17 protein-coding genes and 1 tRNA gene are annotated in these 13936 nt (G+C 60.5%); 6 read left to right on the forward strand and 12 right to left on the reverse strand.

Annotation, left to right across the window (positions count from 1 at the left end; genetic code table 11):
• Positions 1-6: 6 nt before the first annotated feature.
• Positions 7-321 (forward strand): hypothetical protein, encoded by a 315-nt coding sequence (locus tag PQU92_RS08310; protein WP_272747751.1) that lies wholly within the window; start codon positions 7-9, stop codon positions 319-321.
• 96 nt (positions 322-417) lie between these two features.
• On the opposite strand, the gene PQU92_RS08315 is transcribed toward PQU92_RS08310, so the two are convergent.
• The 7 genes from PQU92_RS08315 to PQU92_RS08345 form a co-directional block, all read right to left on the reverse strand.
• On the reverse strand, positions 418-891 hold the full coding sequence (locus tag PQU92_RS08315) for a phage virion morphogenesis protein (protein ID WP_272747752.1): 474 nt from the start codon (positions 889-891) through the stop codon (positions 418-420).
• Complete coding sequence (locus PQU92_RS08320; RefSeq protein WP_272747753.1) at positions 884-1381, reverse strand: phage tail protein; 498 nt, start codon at positions 1379-1381, stop codon at positions 884-886. Before PQU92_RS08320 ends, PQU92_RS08315 begins: the two co-directional genes overlap by 8 nt.
• 4 nt (positions 1382-1385) lie before the next feature.
• Positions 1386-1607: a tail protein X gene (locus tag PQU92_RS08325; protein WP_272747754.1), complete on the reverse strand. Its 222-nt coding sequence runs from the start codon at positions 1605-1607 to the stop codon at positions 1386-1388.
• Positions 1607-2083, reverse strand: coding sequence for a head completion/stabilization protein (locus PQU92_RS08330; RefSeq protein ID WP_272747755.1), 477 nt, complete (start codon positions 2081-2083; stop codon positions 1607-1609). The genes PQU92_RS08325 and PQU92_RS08330 overlap by 1 nt, the downstream gene beginning before the upstream one ends.
• 107 nt (positions 2084-2190) lie before the next feature.
• Entirely contained in the window at positions 2191-2976 is a 786-nt protein-coding gene (gpM, locus tag PQU92_RS08335) for a phage terminase small subunit (RefSeq protein WP_272747756.1), read from the reverse strand.
• A gap of 75 nt (positions 2977-3051) precedes the next feature.
• Positions 3052-4074 carry a phage major capsid protein, P2 family gene (locus PQU92_RS08340; protein ID WP_272747757.1) on the reverse strand — a complete coding sequence of 341 codons (1023 nt, stop codon included), beginning with the start codon at positions 4072-4074 and terminating at the stop codon, positions 3052-3054.
• Between the two features lie 23 nt (positions 4075-4097).
• Positions 4098-4946 carry a GPO family capsid scaffolding protein gene (locus PQU92_RS08345; RefSeq protein ID WP_272747758.1) on the reverse strand — a complete coding sequence of 283 codons (849 nt, stop codon included), beginning with the start codon at positions 4944-4946 and terminating at the stop codon, positions 4098-4100.
• Between the two features lie 147 nt (positions 4947-5093).
• On the opposite strand from PQU92_RS08345, the gene PQU92_RS08350 reads away from it, so the two are divergent.
• From PQU92_RS08350 to PQU92_RS08360, 3 genes are all read left to right on the forward strand, one after another.
• Positions 5094-6923, forward strand: coding sequence for a terminase large subunit domain-containing protein (locus PQU92_RS08350; RefSeq protein WP_272747759.1), 1830 nt, complete (start codon positions 5094-5096; stop codon positions 6921-6923).
• On the forward strand, positions 6920-7951 hold the full coding sequence (locus PQU92_RS08355; RefSeq protein WP_272747760.1) for a phage portal protein: 1032 nt from the start codon (positions 6920-6922) through the stop codon (positions 7949-7951). Before PQU92_RS08350 ends, PQU92_RS08355 begins: the two co-directional genes overlap by 4 nt.
• Before the next feature lie 86 nt (positions 7952-8037).
• Positions 8038-8835 carry a DNA adenine methylase gene (locus tag PQU92_RS08360; RefSeq protein ID WP_272747761.1) on the forward strand — a complete coding sequence of 266 codons (798 nt, stop codon included), beginning with the start codon at positions 8038-8040 and terminating at the stop codon, positions 8833-8835.
• A gap of 802 nt (positions 8836-9637) precedes the next feature.
• On the opposite strand, the gene PQU92_RS08365 is transcribed toward PQU92_RS08360, so the two are convergent.
• Positions 9638-9713 (reverse strand) — tRNA-Ala (locus tag PQU92_RS08365).
• A gap of 124 nt (positions 9714-9837) precedes the next feature.
• On the opposite strand from PQU92_RS08365, the gene PQU92_RS08370 reads away from it, so the two are divergent.
• Both PQU92_RS08370 and PQU92_RS08375 read left to right on the forward strand, forming a co-directional pair.
• Entirely contained in the window at positions 9838-10143 is a 306-nt protein-coding gene (locus PQU92_RS08370; protein WP_272747762.1) for a YggT family protein, read from the forward strand.
• A complete protein-coding gene (locus PQU92_RS08375) occupies positions 10136-10408 on the forward strand; it encodes a DUF167 domain-containing protein (protein ID WP_272747763.1) in 273 nt (90 codons plus the stop codon). The genes PQU92_RS08370 and PQU92_RS08375 overlap by 8 nt, the downstream gene beginning before the upstream one ends.
• 52 nt (positions 10409-10460) lie before the next feature.
• On the opposite strand, the gene leuB is transcribed toward PQU92_RS08375, so the two are convergent.
• The 4 genes from leuB to leuC form a co-directional block, all read right to left on the reverse strand.
• Complete coding sequence (gene leuB, locus PQU92_RS08380; protein ID WP_272747764.1) at positions 10461-11528, reverse strand: 3-isopropylmalate dehydrogenase; 1068 nt, start codon at positions 11526-11528, stop codon at positions 10461-10463.
• An 89-nt stretch (positions 11529-11617) separates the two neighbouring features.
• The gene (gene leuD, locus PQU92_RS08385) at positions 11618-12211 is read right to left on the reverse strand and encodes a 3-isopropylmalate dehydratase small subunit (RefSeq protein ID WP_272747765.1); all 594 of its coding nucleotides are present in this window, start codon (positions 12209-12211) and stop codon (positions 11618-11620) included.
• A 20-nt stretch (positions 12212-12231) separates the two neighbouring features.
• Complete coding sequence (locus tag PQU92_RS08390) at positions 12232-12471, reverse strand: hypothetical protein (protein ID WP_272747766.1); 240 nt, start codon at positions 12469-12471, stop codon at positions 12232-12234.
• On the reverse strand, positions 12471-13877 hold the full coding sequence (leuC, locus tag PQU92_RS08395; RefSeq protein ID WP_272747767.1) for a 3-isopropylmalate dehydratase large subunit: 1407 nt from the start codon (positions 13875-13877) through the stop codon (positions 12471-12473). The genes PQU92_RS08390 and leuC overlap by 1 nt, the downstream gene beginning before the upstream one ends.
• Positions 13878-13936: the final 59 nt, after the last annotated feature.

Here is a 13936-nt window from a genome sequence, read left to right on the forward strand (position 1 = left end):
CCTGTCTTGAAATTTTTGCCTGAGGGCGTACCGCTCTTCGTTGTCATCGCCGGTATCTCCGGAGCGGTGGCGTCCGCCGCCTTCGATTTCAAAGACCCCAAGCGCGCGGCGCGCAAGGTGGTGGTCGGCTCGGTGTCGGCGATCTATGTGTCGCCACTGGTGGCCAAATGGTTGACGGCGCTGGGGCTCAATGGCGATCACACGCTGGGCCTTGCGGGCTGGCTGTGCGGGCTATTGGGGCTACTGATCGTCGAGACGATCCATCAGGTGGCGCCGGAGATCCTCAGCGCCTGGCGATCGCGCAAAGGGAGGCCGGAATGAAGCTGATCAAGGACAGCCTGTTCAAGGCGCTGCACCGCGAGCGTCATTCGTGGTTTATGGTGGTCGGGGCCGTCGTGCTGCTGGCCGTGATGGTTATCACCCGCTTTTAGCGTCCAGATGCGACATGACCAGGTCGAGCAGATCCTCGCGTTCATCGTCAGCCAGACCCAGCAGGACGCGCTCAGGATATTGGACCTCGGGCGCGCCTTTCAGCCGGACAACGCGGTCTTTGAGGCCGTATTGGTGAACGCGGGCGATGGCAGCCACGCGCCCGACGAAGCCGACCCAGGCCTCATTCGCACTGGCCCCTGATTTCAGATATTTGACCAGGCGAAGCTTTCTGAACATCGCCCCGTTTTTCAGGGGCTCATAGCCGTCTTTCAGCGGCTTGCGCTTTTCATAGGTCGAGCCGTCGGGGTTCTTCTGCGCCCGAATCCGCGCGCTCTGGGACTTGCGCCAGTCCCGCGCCACCTTGCGCATGAGGACGGCGCGGCCGGACGGCGACAGGCCGACCAGCAGGCCGTTGACGATGCCTTCCATGTCCTCGATCGCCGCCAACTCCCTAGCCATTGTCGGCGTCCGGCTGGGCCTCAAGTGAGGCGAGGAAATCCAGTGCCGTCATTGGCGGGACACCGGCAAAGGTGTCGGTGCCCGCGATCGGCGGTTCCGGTACGGCCTTAAGGTCGAACGCGCCGCCGGGCTTTTCGATGATCGTCGTCGACTCGGTCAGGTTCAGGGTCAGGTCGATATCGACGGTTTTGGCGTCGAGGAAATCGACCGACAGGTTGAGCACCTGTTCGGCGGAGGTGTGGTTGAGCAGCAGATCCGGCTGATGATCCCGAACCCACAGCAGGACCGGCATGACGATGTGATCGACGCTGCCCGCGAAGTCGCGCACATGGATGGTCAGGGGGTAGCTGTACTGGTAGCCCTTGGCCTCGGTCGAATAGCGCGCCGATACGCTGCCTGAGCGGATGAAGACGGCCAGCTTTTCCGGGTTATTCTTAAGGTCAGGGTTACGGGCGACGATAGCGGCGCGGAGGAGGTCGGGTTTTTTCACGGGCTTAATCCCAAAGCTGGACGATTTCAGTCGTCTTGACGGTTTCGACCTTGAGCACCGGCAGGGTCACGATCTGGCCTTCGGGCAAGGCCGTAGCGATCGAGGCGATATCGCGGTTGATCTGCAGCACCTGTTCGACGACCGGCGAACCGCGTTTCAGGACGCGCCAGACCAGAGCGTCGAGGGTCTCGTTTTTATGCGCGGCGGCGGTGAAGGTCGAGGCCATCAGATGAGCGCCGACTTAACGCGGCGCTTGCCTTTGAGGTCGCGGATTGCGTGGGTGGCGTTGCGTTTGTGGTCACCGGCGGTCGGCTGAGACTCTTCGATCCGGCCCAAGCCCGCGCCGGTGGCGGTCGTATCGCGATGGTTTTCGAGCAGGTCGGCGGCGGCGAAGGCGTAGATCGCCCGGCGATACAAATGGATATTGACGCTTTCGCCGTCGATCTCGTCGGCAGGGATAGCGGCCAGGGTGGCATATCCGGCGGCGACCTGAGCCGCCTTCCATTCGATCGTTTCAGAGCGCAGCGACAGCAGCGCGCCGCGCAGCGCCAGGACGAGACGGGCATGGGTGATTTCAGGCCCGGCGACGCGGAAGGATTCGCGGAAGTCGTTGATATCGATGTCCGGCCAGAATGGCCCGGCGGTCACGACAGAGTTGCCGGGCGAGGCATCTTCAGGAGGGATCGAGATCAGATCGGACATTGGGCCTCCGGAGAAAAAGGTGAGGGGGGTGGAAAAAGGTAAAACCGGACTGGGGAGATCATTCCAGGCGGTTTATCTTTCTGCCCCCCTCGGCGTCGCGGGGCGACCTATTCAGGCGTCTTTTTGAGGACACGTTCGATCGTTTCGATGTCCTTTTTGACGCCAATCTTGTTATCGAGCTGATAGGCCCGGTGGAAGTGTTTCAGGGCTTGGGTGCGCGCGGCCTTGGCGCCACCGGCGGGGCCTTGTTCGGTGCCTGCGTCGATAGCGGCGGCCAGCCGGACGAACAGCTTACCGGCCAGCTTGTGCAGCTTGGCCGGGATGATATCGACCGCATCGGTGCGGCCCTCGATCAGACCCAGCGCGCGGCGTACCGTGTCGATACTGAACGGTGCCGGGCCATCCGCCGGCGCGGAACCGAGTTTATTCTGACCATCATCGGCGACGAATTCGGCGAACAGGGCGGCGGGGGCGCGGTTGAAGCGGTCGGGCACCGTCAGGCCGAATTTCAGAATGTAGTCGGCCAGTTCGAAGGCGCGCGGGTAGAACTCGGGATCGATGGTCGCGATATCGAAGGCCCAGACCGCCATCCACGAGACGATATCGTCCTGAAGCGCCTTATCCGTCTCCTCGGATGTCAGGATGACGGTATCGACGTGGTCGGCATAGATCGGCATCCATTCCCGCTTTTTCTCCTGACGCGCCTCGATCGAGGCCGTGTCGGACAGCTCGCGCAGGTGCTCGCCCAGCTGCGCGCGCAGGAGGGCGTAGGGCGAGGTGTCGGGCTCGACCGGACGGGCGGCAGCGACGGTCAGGACCGGCGCGGCGTCAATGGCGGTTTTGGCCAGGTGCATGGCCACGTGAATTTGACAGGGAGAAAGGCGCTTCTTCATGGATGATCTCACTTTGAAAAAGGCGGGCCGGATATGGTCAGGCCCGCCTTGCTTTGTTCGGAGGCGGGAAGACGATTATTCTTCCTCGAACTCCTCGATATTTTCGGCCAGACAGGCGAATTCGAGATCTTCGATCACATAGGCATGGTTGGCAGAATTGTAGTCTTCGACGCGCTTGCGCTTGTGGTTGTCGTCGATCTTCCGGCGCGTGGACTGATCTTGGATGTAGATTGAGAGGTTGTCGTAACGCGTCACGAAGATTTTGCCGTCGGGGAAGTGCGGTACCCGCACGGCGGGCAGGCCACCCAGGCGTTTCGACGACATGATGATGTCGGTGGCCAGAGTGTTTTGCGCGTCCTGCTCTTTGTTGATCAGCGGGAAATACTTATCGTGGAGCAGCGAGCGACCGACGATGGCGACAAGGCCGGTGTCATCCGCCGCCCATGGGGGCAGCAGGGTGTTGACCATGTCATACACCAACGCGTCGAGGTTGATATAGTTGGCATCGACATGGCCATAGGTGATCTTGCCGGTGCCGCCGACCTGAGTGAGCGTGCGGCCCGCGTTTTCGGTACGCTGCTTTTGCAGCCAGCCGATATTGACGTCCTGCAACAGCGGGTTGGCATTGCGATCGGTAGCCGTAGCGGCGGACGTACCGTTCCAGCCGATCATGATCATGTCGTGCGCGATACGTTCGGCCACCAGCGCGGCCCAAAGTGCAAAGAAGTTCGGGAACTTGGACCACTGGTCCAGCTTGGCCCACGGAATCGATACGTCGAAGTCCGTGCTTTTGCACAGATAAGCGCGGTCTTCGAGATTCGATGGATCAGAACCAAGGCGATCCGTGGTCGCGACATTGACCCGGCCCGCAATGGTGCCGGAGATGCCCATGCCGATAATTTCGCCCGCGAGATCGCGAACCATCGGCATGTTGATTTTTTTCAGAAACTCAGAAGTATCCTGAACTTTCTTGTACAGTACCTGCTCGACCGTGGGGGCCGCGACGAAGCTTTTGGCCGCATCTGCGAACGCGATCGCATTGGCGAGCGCGACGGCTGCCACGTACTGGTTGTAACGAGCGCGGGTGTCGTTGCGCATGGGGCTTTAAACTCCGGATCTGGTTAAAAAACGAAAGCGTTGTCTTTGTCCCCGCCGCCGGAAATCGGCGCGCGGTTGAACTGTTGCGGGGCGGGTTCAGTTTCGAACTTCGTCTTCAACGCGGTGAATTCACGCTGCTGGGTCTCGAACAGGTTCGTCAGGCTGGTGAACTGCTCCGCTGTAGCCTTGGCCTGGGCTTCGATGACGCCGGTGACGGCGGTCAGGGCCGCGGCGAATTTGTCGTCGGTGGCGGCGGGTGCCGCAGGGGCGATGACAGGAGCGGCGGGCGCCTCGGGTTTGGTACCGGTCAGGGCCGTGACGGCGTCCTTCAGGATTGACAGGGTCGAGGCCAGAAGGGTCTGGTTTTCGCTCGGCGCATCGACGTCGAACTTGAAGGCGATTTCCTGACCAGCCTTGCCGGGCACGATGATCGTCTGATGGACCTTGGAAAATTCCAGACGGTGGGTAGCGATCGAGGCCGGAGTGTCCGTGACCGCGATCCCGAGCAGGCCGATTTTGCCCGTACCCGCGAAGTTTTCGCGAAGCTCGATCGAGGTGAAGACCTTCTGATCCGACTTGTTCAGCTCAAGGGCGCGCTCGTTCGGCCTGATCTCGGCATATAGGGCGGTGCGCTTTTCCGTCTTGCCGTCGATGACTATGTCGTCGTCCTGTACCGACAGGCCGATGACATCGCCGACCATGCCAAACGGCTTATCGCCGCTCAGGCCGCGAATGTGTTCGACATTGACACGGACGCCATAGGTCGAGGGGTTGAAGGTGTCAACGGCGTCGCGCAGCCACTGCGGTTCGATAACACGACCGTCAATGGTGTCACCGGCAACGGCTACGCGGAATTTCTTGGCTTTGGCCATATGGCGGCTCCTGATGAGGTCGGGCGGCAAAATGATCGCCATTGACGCGCAGGCGCGTGGCTGAGGGCAACCGTCGCAACCCGTCAGGACCGTGCTGACGGGGGCGGCGTCTCACGCGCGCGAGTGGGTGGGCCGTATCGTCCGGACATGTCCGAGTTTCTCATCCCCGCGGCCAACTTTTCGCTGCCCGGCGTGCCGTTCGACGCCGAAGCGCAGGCGCGCGTCATGTACTGGATGGGATGGCGGGTGCCGGAGATCGCCAAGGCGCTGGCGACCCCGGAATCGACCGTCAAGAGCTGGAAAGCGCGGCAGAAGTGGGACGAGGCCGAACCGATCACGCGGGCCAATGAATGCACCTACGTGCAATACATGCGCCTAGTCATGAAGCCTGAATATTCGCCGTCGGACGTGCGCGATATCGACGTGCTGGGCCGCCAGCTGGAGCGCATGGCGCGGATCGACAAGTTCCGCAAACCCGGCGGCAACAGCGCCGACCTGAACCCCAATATCGCCAATCGCAACAAAGGCCCGAAGAAACAGGCGCGTCAGAATCTGATCGGGCCTGAGGATCAGGCCAAGCTGATCGCGAAATTCGACGAGGGCCTGTTCGACTACCAGCTGACGTGGAAGAATTCGACGGCGTTTTCGACGCGCGCTATCCTCAAGAGTCGTCAGATCGGCGCGACCTACTATTTTGCGCGCGAGGCGCTGATCCGGGGCATCGAGACGGGCAATAACCAAATCTTCATTTCGGCCAGCCGCGCCCAGGCCAATATCTTCCGCCGCTATATCGTCGACTTCGTGTTTCAGGCCACCGGCATCATCCTGACCGGCGATCCGATCCGCGTTGATCGCGGCGACGATGAAGACGGCAATCCGCTGCCGCCGTTCGAGCTCACGTTTCTGGGCACCAACTACAAGACCGCGCAGGGATACCACGGCGACGTCTATATCGACGAATTCTTCTGGATTCACGGCTTCGAAGACATCGACACCGTGGCATCGGCCATGGCGTCGCAGAAGTTTTACCGCGTCACCTATTTCTCGACGCCGTCGACGATCGGCCATCAGGCCTATCCGCTGTGGTCGGGCGAGCGGTACAACGAAGGCCGCGCCAAGGCCGACCGCGTCAAGGTCGATATCAGCCACGAGAGGCTGAAAGACGGATTCCTCGGGCCGGACGGCGTCTGGCGCCACATCGTCACGATCGAGGATGCGCTGCTGGGCGGCTGCAACCTGTTCGACCTCGACAAGCTCAAGCTCAAATATTCGATTGAGCAGTTCGAGCGCCTGTTCCTGTGTCAGTTCGTCGATGACGCCAAAAGCGCTTTTCCGCTGCGCCTTCTGCGGCCCTGTATGGTCGATAGTTGGGAAAGGTGGAAGGATTTCGAGCCCTATGCAGTCCATCCCTATGCCGGTGAAGTCTGGCTGGGCTACGATCCGCAAGAGAGCGAGGAGGGCGATAATGCTGCCTTGGTCGTACTGGCCGCGCCGCGCGACAAGAAATCGAAGTTCAGGGTGCTTGACCGCATCCAGTGGCGCGGGCTCGATTTCCAGCAACAGGCGGCGGAGATCCGCAAGCTGACCGAGATCTATCGCGTGACCGAGATCGCGATCGACGTGACCGGCATGGGCAGCGCGGTTTACCAGCTGGTGCTCAAGTTCTTTCCGACCGCGCGGGCGATCGCCTATTCGCCGATGGTCAAGATGCAGATGGTTTTGAAAGGCCAGAATGTCTTCCGCAACCGCCGGATCGAAATGGATCAGGGCACCCATATCGATATCGCCGCGGCGCTGATGTCGATCCATCCTGAACAGACCAAGGGCGGCAAACAGCTGACCTATGTGGCGCGGCGGTCAGCCGAGACGGGCCACGGCGATCTGGCGTGGGCGCTTTTGCATGCGCTGTTCTGCGAGCCGCTTGAAAATACCGACGGCGAGTCGGGCAAGAAAACGAGAGTGAGTATCTCATCATGACCCAAACCGTACCTGTGGCCGTCACGACCGAGGCCAGGAGCACCGGCAACAAGATCCGCGCCTTTGCGTTCGGCGATGCCGAGCCCGTGCTGGACGGAGGCCGGTTCCTCAACCTGATCGAGGTCTGGCACAATGGCCGGTATTACGAGCCGCCGGTCAATCCGCGAACGCTGTCAAAGGCCATGAACCTGTCGCCGCACCATCGGTCGGCGATCGCACTTAAGGTCAATCTGCTGGTGAAATACTTCGTCGAACACCCAGTGTTGAGCGCCGAAGCTTTCGAGCGGTTCGTGCTGGACTACCTTGTCCAGGGTAATGCCTATCTGGAGGCCATTCTGAGCCGAAGCGGGGCGGTGGCGCAGCTGGAGCCCAGTCTGGCGCAAAATACCCGCGTCGGCCTGACGGCGGGCTCGTACTGGTGGATCGACGACAAGTGGCAGGAACATGAATACGCCGCGGGCCGGGTGCTCCACCTCAGGCAATACGACACCGCGCAGGAGATCTATGGGCTGCCGGAATATCTGTCGGCGTTTCAGTCGATGCTGCTGAATGAGGCTGCGACTCTGTTCCGTCGGCGCTACTACCTCAATGGCGCCCACGCGGGGTTCATCCTCTATATCAACGACGAAGGCATCGACGACACCTCTATCGACGCCATCGAGCAGTCGATGAAGGACGCCAAGGGCGTCGGCAATTTCAAAAACATGTTCATCCATAGCCCGAAGGGCAAGGATAAGGGCGTTCAAATCCTGCCGATCTCCGAGGTGGCGGCCAAGGACGAATTTCTTGGCATCAAAAACACTTCACGTGATGACATTCTCGCCGGTTGGCGGACGCCGCCGCAGCTGATGGGCGTGGTGCCCGCCAATGCCGGGGGCTTTGGTGACGTCGAAAAGGCCAGCGATATCTTTTTCGAGAATGAGATCGTGCCGCTGCAGCGCAAGTTCCGATCGGCGATCAATCGATTTGCCGGGCGCGAGATCGTCGTGTTCGAACCGCGGCCCAAGCCAGCGGGGGCGAAGGCCTAAGCCTTACTCACGATCGCTTAGATCGCTGCCCCACTGCTCTGGCAAGCGTGGAACAATTAGCGAACAAATAAGCGGATATCAAATCAATGGATAATCTATCCCCGGTTTTGCCGGTGCGCCCTGTCGCCCCGTATTTTGGCGGCAAAAAGAACCTCGCCAAGCGCCTTATCGCGCGGATCAATGCCGTGCCCCATGACGGCTATGCCGAGGTGTTCATCGGCATGGGTGGCGTGTTCCTGCGCCGCGATCGACGGCCAAAGGCGGAGGTCATCAACGACTGGTCAGAAGACGTCTCAACGTTTTTCAGGATATTGCAGCATCACTATGTGGCGTTCATGGACGTGCTGCGCTGGCAGGTCACCAGCCGTGCCGGTTTCGAACGGCTGATGGCCACAGATCCGGCGACCTTGACCGACCTGCAGAGGGCCGCGCGATTCCTCTATCTGCAGCGGCTGGCCTTCGGGGGGAAGGTGACAGGCCGTAACTTCGGTGTCAGCAATGGGCGACCTGCGCGCTTCGATGTCACGAAGCTGGGGCCAGAGCTTGAGGCGCTGCATGAACGGCTGTCGGGCGTAGTCATCGAGCGCTTGCCCTGGTCGGATTTCATCAGGCGCTATGATCAGCCGGGCATGCTGTTCTATCTCGACCCGCCATATTACGGCTGCGAGGGAGACTATGGCCGGGATCTGTTCGGGCGCGAGCAGTTCGAGCTGATGGCGGAGCAGCTGCGCGTGATCAAAGGTCGGTTCATCTTGTCGCTCAATGATTACCCTGAAGTGCGCCGGATCTTCGCGGGCTTCCAGATGGAAGCGGTCGACGTGACCTATAGCGTCAGCCAGCGGTCCAACGGCCAGAAGGCGGGCGAGCTGATCATCAGCAACTGACCACGGCAGCACCAACCACGAGCCCCGGCAGGCCCCTGCCGGGGCTTTCGCATGCCGCCCCCTCGAAGTGCGACCAGCGAGGCCGACCGGGCCATCCAGACCCCGCGCGCCGCGCTCGTCCCCGCGCCTCGCCCGCGCGCTTTTTGGGTCGATTTAGACGCAAATCCGGCCAACTGGATGCGTCGCAAGGCTATACAGCGTCTTTGAATTGCGAGGGGCCGGGCGTCGGAGTTGCGGACGCAAAAAGACGCAGATTCGGGTTGCCCCCGTGTCTTGAGTTAGCTTTCACTTTTTGATCGAAACGTACCGACGGAACGGGGGCGTGGTCGGGGAATTCCTTACCTCCAATTTTTGGTATCCGAATTGAGAAATATTAAAACAAAATCATAGAGATAGCTTAAGTTCTCGCCGCCTTACCTGCGCTTACATCGACCTAGCAACTTTAGTAATATATTGATTTTTAAGTATATTTATTACTCCAAAGGTGTGATTTGGTAAGTCTCACTTGGTTAGGCAAATGTAAGACTGATGTTTGGTGAATTGCTCAACAAAATCAGCAAGGTAAGAAAGGTAAGGAAATCCCCGTGCATACCCCGGAATTTTCAGATTCCGGCGTTGCAGGCTTTAAAGGCTGTGGAAATGTATAAATTGCTACGTCGCCTGACCTGCGCGTGGGAGCCGGTCAAGCTTCGAGTGCAAACCATAGAAAGGATGGTTGTGCGCGCAAGTCGCGCGCAAATGATGCGGACATAAAAAAACGGCCTCCCGAAGACCCGGTAAGCCGTTGATTTATACGGTGAAATGGTGGAGCTAAGCGGATTCGAACCGCTGGCCTCCTCATTGCGAACGAGGCGCTCTACCAACTGAGCTATAGCCCCATTTCACGGTGAGGGTGTTTTAATCAAACGCCCACAGGTGTCAAGACGGCTTTAACTTGTTAATCCTATTCAGGTCATTATATTCACAACAAGCCTGTAAGGCGTCATTTTACAAGGGGTGTCCATGTCGGGCTTTATCGTAATCATTCTGGGCGGCATTCTGTCGGTGGCCTGGTGGCTGATCATCATCAGCGCGGTCCTGAGCTGGCTGGTGGCGTTCAATGTGATCAATACGCGCAACCCGGCGATCTGGCGCATCATCGAGACGCTGGAGCGCATGACCTATCCGATTTTGGAGCCTTTCCGCCGGGTCATTCCGACGCTCGGCGGCGTCGATATCAGCCCGATCTTCGTGCTGATCCTGATCCGCGGTCTGCAATATCTGCTCTATACGGTGGTGGCGCCCAATCTGGCGCAACTCATTGGCTAGACTGGTCATTCGTCTGACGCCCAAGGCGGCGTCAGATCGCATCGACGGCTGGGACGTGGACGCGCAGGGGCGGGCGTTTCTCAAGGTGCGCGTTACGGCGCCGCCCATCGAAGGCCGGGCCAATGCGGCGTTGATCGACTATCTCGCCAAGCGGTTGAAGGTGCCGAAGTCACGGTTGACGCTGATGACGGGCGATACATCGCGCCTCAAGCAGATCGAGGTCGACGGGTTGGATGAGGCGGTGTTACAGGACGTATTGAAATAAAAAACCCCGCCGGAGCGATCCGGCGGGGTTTTTGTTTGCTCTGTCGTACCGCTTAGGCCGCGACCGAAGCCCCGGCACGGATTTGCGCTACGATGGCCTTGGTGACTTCTGAACCGGGCAGCGTGCCGCCCAAATCCTTGGTCAGTTGGCCTGCCGCGATAACGGCTTCGATAGCGGCGTCGAGCGCGTCGGCTTCTTTGCCCAGGTTCAGCGAGAAGCGCAGAAGCATCGATACCGACTTCAGCGTGCCGATGGGGTTGGCGAGGTCTTTACCGGCGATGTCCGGGGCCGAGCCGTGGATCGGTTCGTACAACCCTTTGCCGGTGGCACCCAGCGACGCCGAGCCCAGAAGGCCGATCGAGCCCGGCAGGACCGAGGCGAGGTCGGACAGGATGTCACCGAACATGTTCTCGGTGACAATCACGTCGAACGACTTCGGACGCGTGACGAGGTGCATGGCCATCGAGTCGACGAGGGCATGTTCCAGCTCGACGTCCGAATATTCAGCCTTGTGCAGCTTGATGATCGTTTCGCGCCACAGACGCGAGGTCTCGATGACATTGGCCTTATCGACCGAGGTCACCTTGTTGCGGCGCTTGCGGGCGGCCTCGAACGCCACGCGGGCGACGCGTTCGACCTCGGCGACGGTGTACAGGCATTCGTCGGTCGCTTGGGTTTCGGTGCGGGTCTGCTTGCCGAAATAGAGACCGCCGGTCAGTTCGCGCACGATCAGCATGTCGGCGCCCGACACGATGTCTTCTTTCAGCGGCGACCGGAAAGCCTGCGACGGGGCGACGTCCATTGGGCGCAGATTGGCGAACAGACCGAGCGACTTGCGTACCGCCAGCAGGCCCTGTTCCGGGCGCTTGGGTTGCAGGTCCCACTTCGGCCCGCCGACCGCCCCCAGCAGCACGGCATCGGCGGCCAAACAGGCGGCGTCGGTGTCGGCGGGGTAGGGATCGTTGCGCTCGTCGATGGCGATGCCGCCGATCAGCTTTTCTTCGAAATTGAACGTGTGGCCATAGACGTCACCGATGGCTTTCAGGGCCTCGACCCCTGCGGCGGCGACTTCGGGACCGATGCCGTCACCCGGCAGAACGACGATGTTGAATTGAGCCATCTTAAGCGCTTTCCAAAAAGTGGGACGCACTTTTTGGACTCAAAAGCGCGACCATTAAAAAATTGAATTCAAGGCCGAAGATTTTGAATTCAAGCGGCCTTTCCGGTTTTTTGTTCGTAGGATTCGATGGAGGGCAGGCGGTTCAGAATCCAGCCCATGGCGTCGACGCCCTCCAGCAGGCACTGGCGCGCGAAGGCTTCGATGGCGAAGGTGAAGACGGTGCCGTCTTCCAGCGTCAGGCTGTTGGCTTCGAGGTCGATGGTCACGCGCTGCTGTGGGTTCTTGAGCAGCTTTTCGTGAATCTCTGGCGTTACCACGATCGGCAGCAGGCCGTTCTTGAGCGAGTTCGACTTGAAGATGTCGGCGATATTGGTCGAGATCACCGCCTTGAAACCGAAATCGGTCAGGGCCCACGGCGCGTGTTCGCGCGACGAGCCGCAGCCGAAATTGTCGCCCCCGACCAGCACGCGGTGTTCGCTGGCATCGATGGTATTGAGGATGAAATCGGCCTTCTTCGAGCCGTCGGCATTGTAGCGCCAGTCGTTGAACGCCACGTCACCCAGACCGGCCTTGGTGGTCGTGGTCAGGAAGCGCGCGGGGATGATCTGGTCGGTGTCGATATTGGCTTCCGGCAGCACGGCGATGCGCGACGAGAAGGTGTTGATCGGTTCCTGATTGGACATCGAGTACCTCTGTGAGGTTATTAGCGTGGGTCAGATCGGATAAGTTGGAGCGCAAACTGCTTCAACGCATCTTCACTAAGTTCAAATTCCGGTCCTTCTTCCATGACGGCGACCTGTAGAATCTTATCTTTCAGGTCTTCGTTCGAAAGATCGGGCCTATGGTAGTTCTGAAACGCCCATCGTGCGATGCGGACAGTATCGTAGCCATTGTCGATTTCTACGAGGATGTCCGCACCAAAATCACGAGAGGTGTAAGGCATCAGGCGCTTTGCAGATAATCTCTGGGATCGACGACGTGACCAGCGATGGCCGAAGCCGCCGCCGTGGCGGGCGAGGCCAGCACTGTGCGCGAGCCCGGGCCCTGACGGCCTTCGAAATTGCGGTTGGAGGTCGAAACCGCCAGTTGCCCCGGCGCGACGAAATCGCCGTTCATGGCGATGCACATCGAGCAGCCCGGCAGGCGCCATTCGGCCCCGGCATCGGTAAAGACCTTGTCCAGCCCCTCGGCGACCGCGTCGATGCGGACCTGTTCCGAACCCGGCACGACCAGCATCCGTACGCCCTCGGCGACCTTGCGTCCGCGCAGGATGTCGGCGGCGGCGCGCAGATCGGCCAGACGGCCATTGGTGCACGAGCCGATGAAGACCACGTCGACCTTGGCCACCGAACGACTGTCGCCGCCGTGCAGGCCCATATAATTCAGCGCCTTGACCTCGTTTTCGTTCGAGGCGACCGGCACGCCTTTGGAGATCGCGCCGCCCTGATCCGGCGTCGTACCCCAGGTCGCCATAGGCTCGATGACCGAGCCGTCGATGACGATTTCGTCGTCGAACACCGCGCCGTCGTCGGTTTTCAGCTTCAGCCATTCGGCCGCCGCGGCATCGTAATCGGCGGGCACATAGGCGCGGCCGCGCAGCCACTCGACCGTCTTCTGGTCCGGCGCGATCATGCCGCAGCGCGCCCCGGCTTCGATGGAGAGGTTGCAGACCGTCATGCGGCCTTCCATATCGAGCGCCTCGATGACCGGGCCGGTATATTCGAGCGCGTAACCCGTGCCGCCGCCGAAGCCGAGGCGCTGGATGATGGCCAGCGCCACATCCTTGCCCGACACGCCGGGTTTCAGTTCGCCATTGACGGTGATGCGCATGGTCTTGGGCTTGCGCTGGGCCAGGCACTGGGTGGCCAGAACGTGGCCGACTTCCGAGGTGCCGATGCCGAACGCGATGCAGCCGAACGCGCCGTGGGTCGAGGTGTGCGAGTCGCCGCAAACGACGGTATAGCCCGGCTGGGTCAGGCCCATTTCCGGGCCGATGACGTGGACGACGCCGCGGTTTTCCGAGCCCCAGCCGAACAGTTTCACACCATGCGCGGCGGTGTTGCGCTCCAGCGTTTCGACCTGTGCCTTGGCTTGCGGGGTGAAGTAAGGGCGGTTGCCTTCGGCGTCGGGGCCCAGCGTCGGGATCGAGTGATCGAGCGTCGCAAAGGTCCGGTCGGGGCGGCGTACCTTGAGGCCGCGCGCTTCCAGTTCGGAGAAGGCCTGCGGGGAGGTGACCTCGTGGACGAGGTGCAGGTCGATATAGAGGACGGCCGGACGGTCGGCGGATTCGTCCTCGACAATGTGGCGTTCCCACACTTTTTCGAACAGAGATTTGGGTGTCGATGACATTCGGGTCGTCCTGAGTATTTTTAAGAGCCCCCACCACCACATCTCACCGCTTCGCGGCT

This window comes from Asticcacaulis aquaticus, from assembly GCF_028550415.1.
GTDB lineage: Bacteria > Pseudomonadota > Alphaproteobacteria > Caulobacterales > Caulobacteraceae > Asticcacaulis > Asticcacaulis aquaticus.

Bases quoted from the DNA above. Each gene is read 5' to 3' on its own strand.
- PQU92_RS08345 (WP_272747758.1), bottom strand. From the start codon at position 4,946: ATGGCCAAAGCCAAGAAATTCCGCGTAGCCGTTGCCGGTGACACCATT.
- leuB (WP_272747764.1), bottom strand. From the start codon at position 11,528: ATGGCTCAATTCAACATCGTCGTTCTGCCGGGTGACGGCATCGGTCCC.
- PQU92_RS08370 (WP_272747762.1), top strand. From the start codon at position 9,838: ATGTCGGGCTTTATCGTAATCATTCTGGGCGGCATTCTGTCGGTGGCC.
- PQU92_RS08315 (WP_272747752.1), bottom strand. From the start codon at position 891: ATGGCTAGGGAGTTGGCGGCGATCGAGGACATGGAAGGCATCGTCAAC.
- PQU92_RS08325 (WP_272747754.1), bottom strand. From the start codon at position 1,607: ATGGCCTCGACCTTCACCGCCGCCGCGCATAAAAACGAGACCCTCGAC.
- leuC (WP_272747767.1), bottom strand. From the start codon at position 13,877: ATGTCATCGACACCCAAATCTCTGTTCGAAAAAGTGTGGGAACGCCAC.
- PQU92_RS08350 (WP_272747759.1), top strand. From the start codon at position 5,094: ATGTCCGAGTTTCTCATCCCCGCGGCCAACTTTTCGCTGCCCGGCGTG.
- PQU92_RS08330 (WP_272747755.1), bottom strand. From the start codon at position 2,083: ATGTCCGATCTGATCTCGATCCCTCCTGAAGATGCCTCGCCCGGCAAC.
- gpM (WP_272747756.1), bottom strand. From the start codon at position 2,976: ATGAAGAAGCGCCTTTCTCCCTGTCAAATTCACGTGGCCATGCACCTG.
- PQU92_RS08340 (WP_272747757.1), bottom strand. From the start codon at position 4,074: ATGCGCAACGACACCCGCGCTCGTTACAACCAGTACGTGGCAGCCGTC.
- PQU92_RS08360 (WP_272747761.1), top strand. From the start codon at position 8,038: ATGGATAATCTATCCCCGGTTTTGCCGGTGCGCCCTGTCGCCCCGTAT.
- leuD (WP_272747765.1), bottom strand. From the start codon at position 12,211: ATGTCCAATCAGGAACCGATCAACACCTTCTCGTCGCGCATCGCCGTG.
- PQU92_RS08390 (WP_272747766.1), bottom strand. From the start codon at position 12,471: ATGCCTTACACCTCTCGTGATTTTGGTGCGGACATCCTCGTAGAAATC.
- PQU92_RS08355 (WP_272747760.1), top strand. From the start codon at position 6,920: ATGACCCAAACCGTACCTGTGGCCGTCACGACCGAGGCCAGGAGCACC.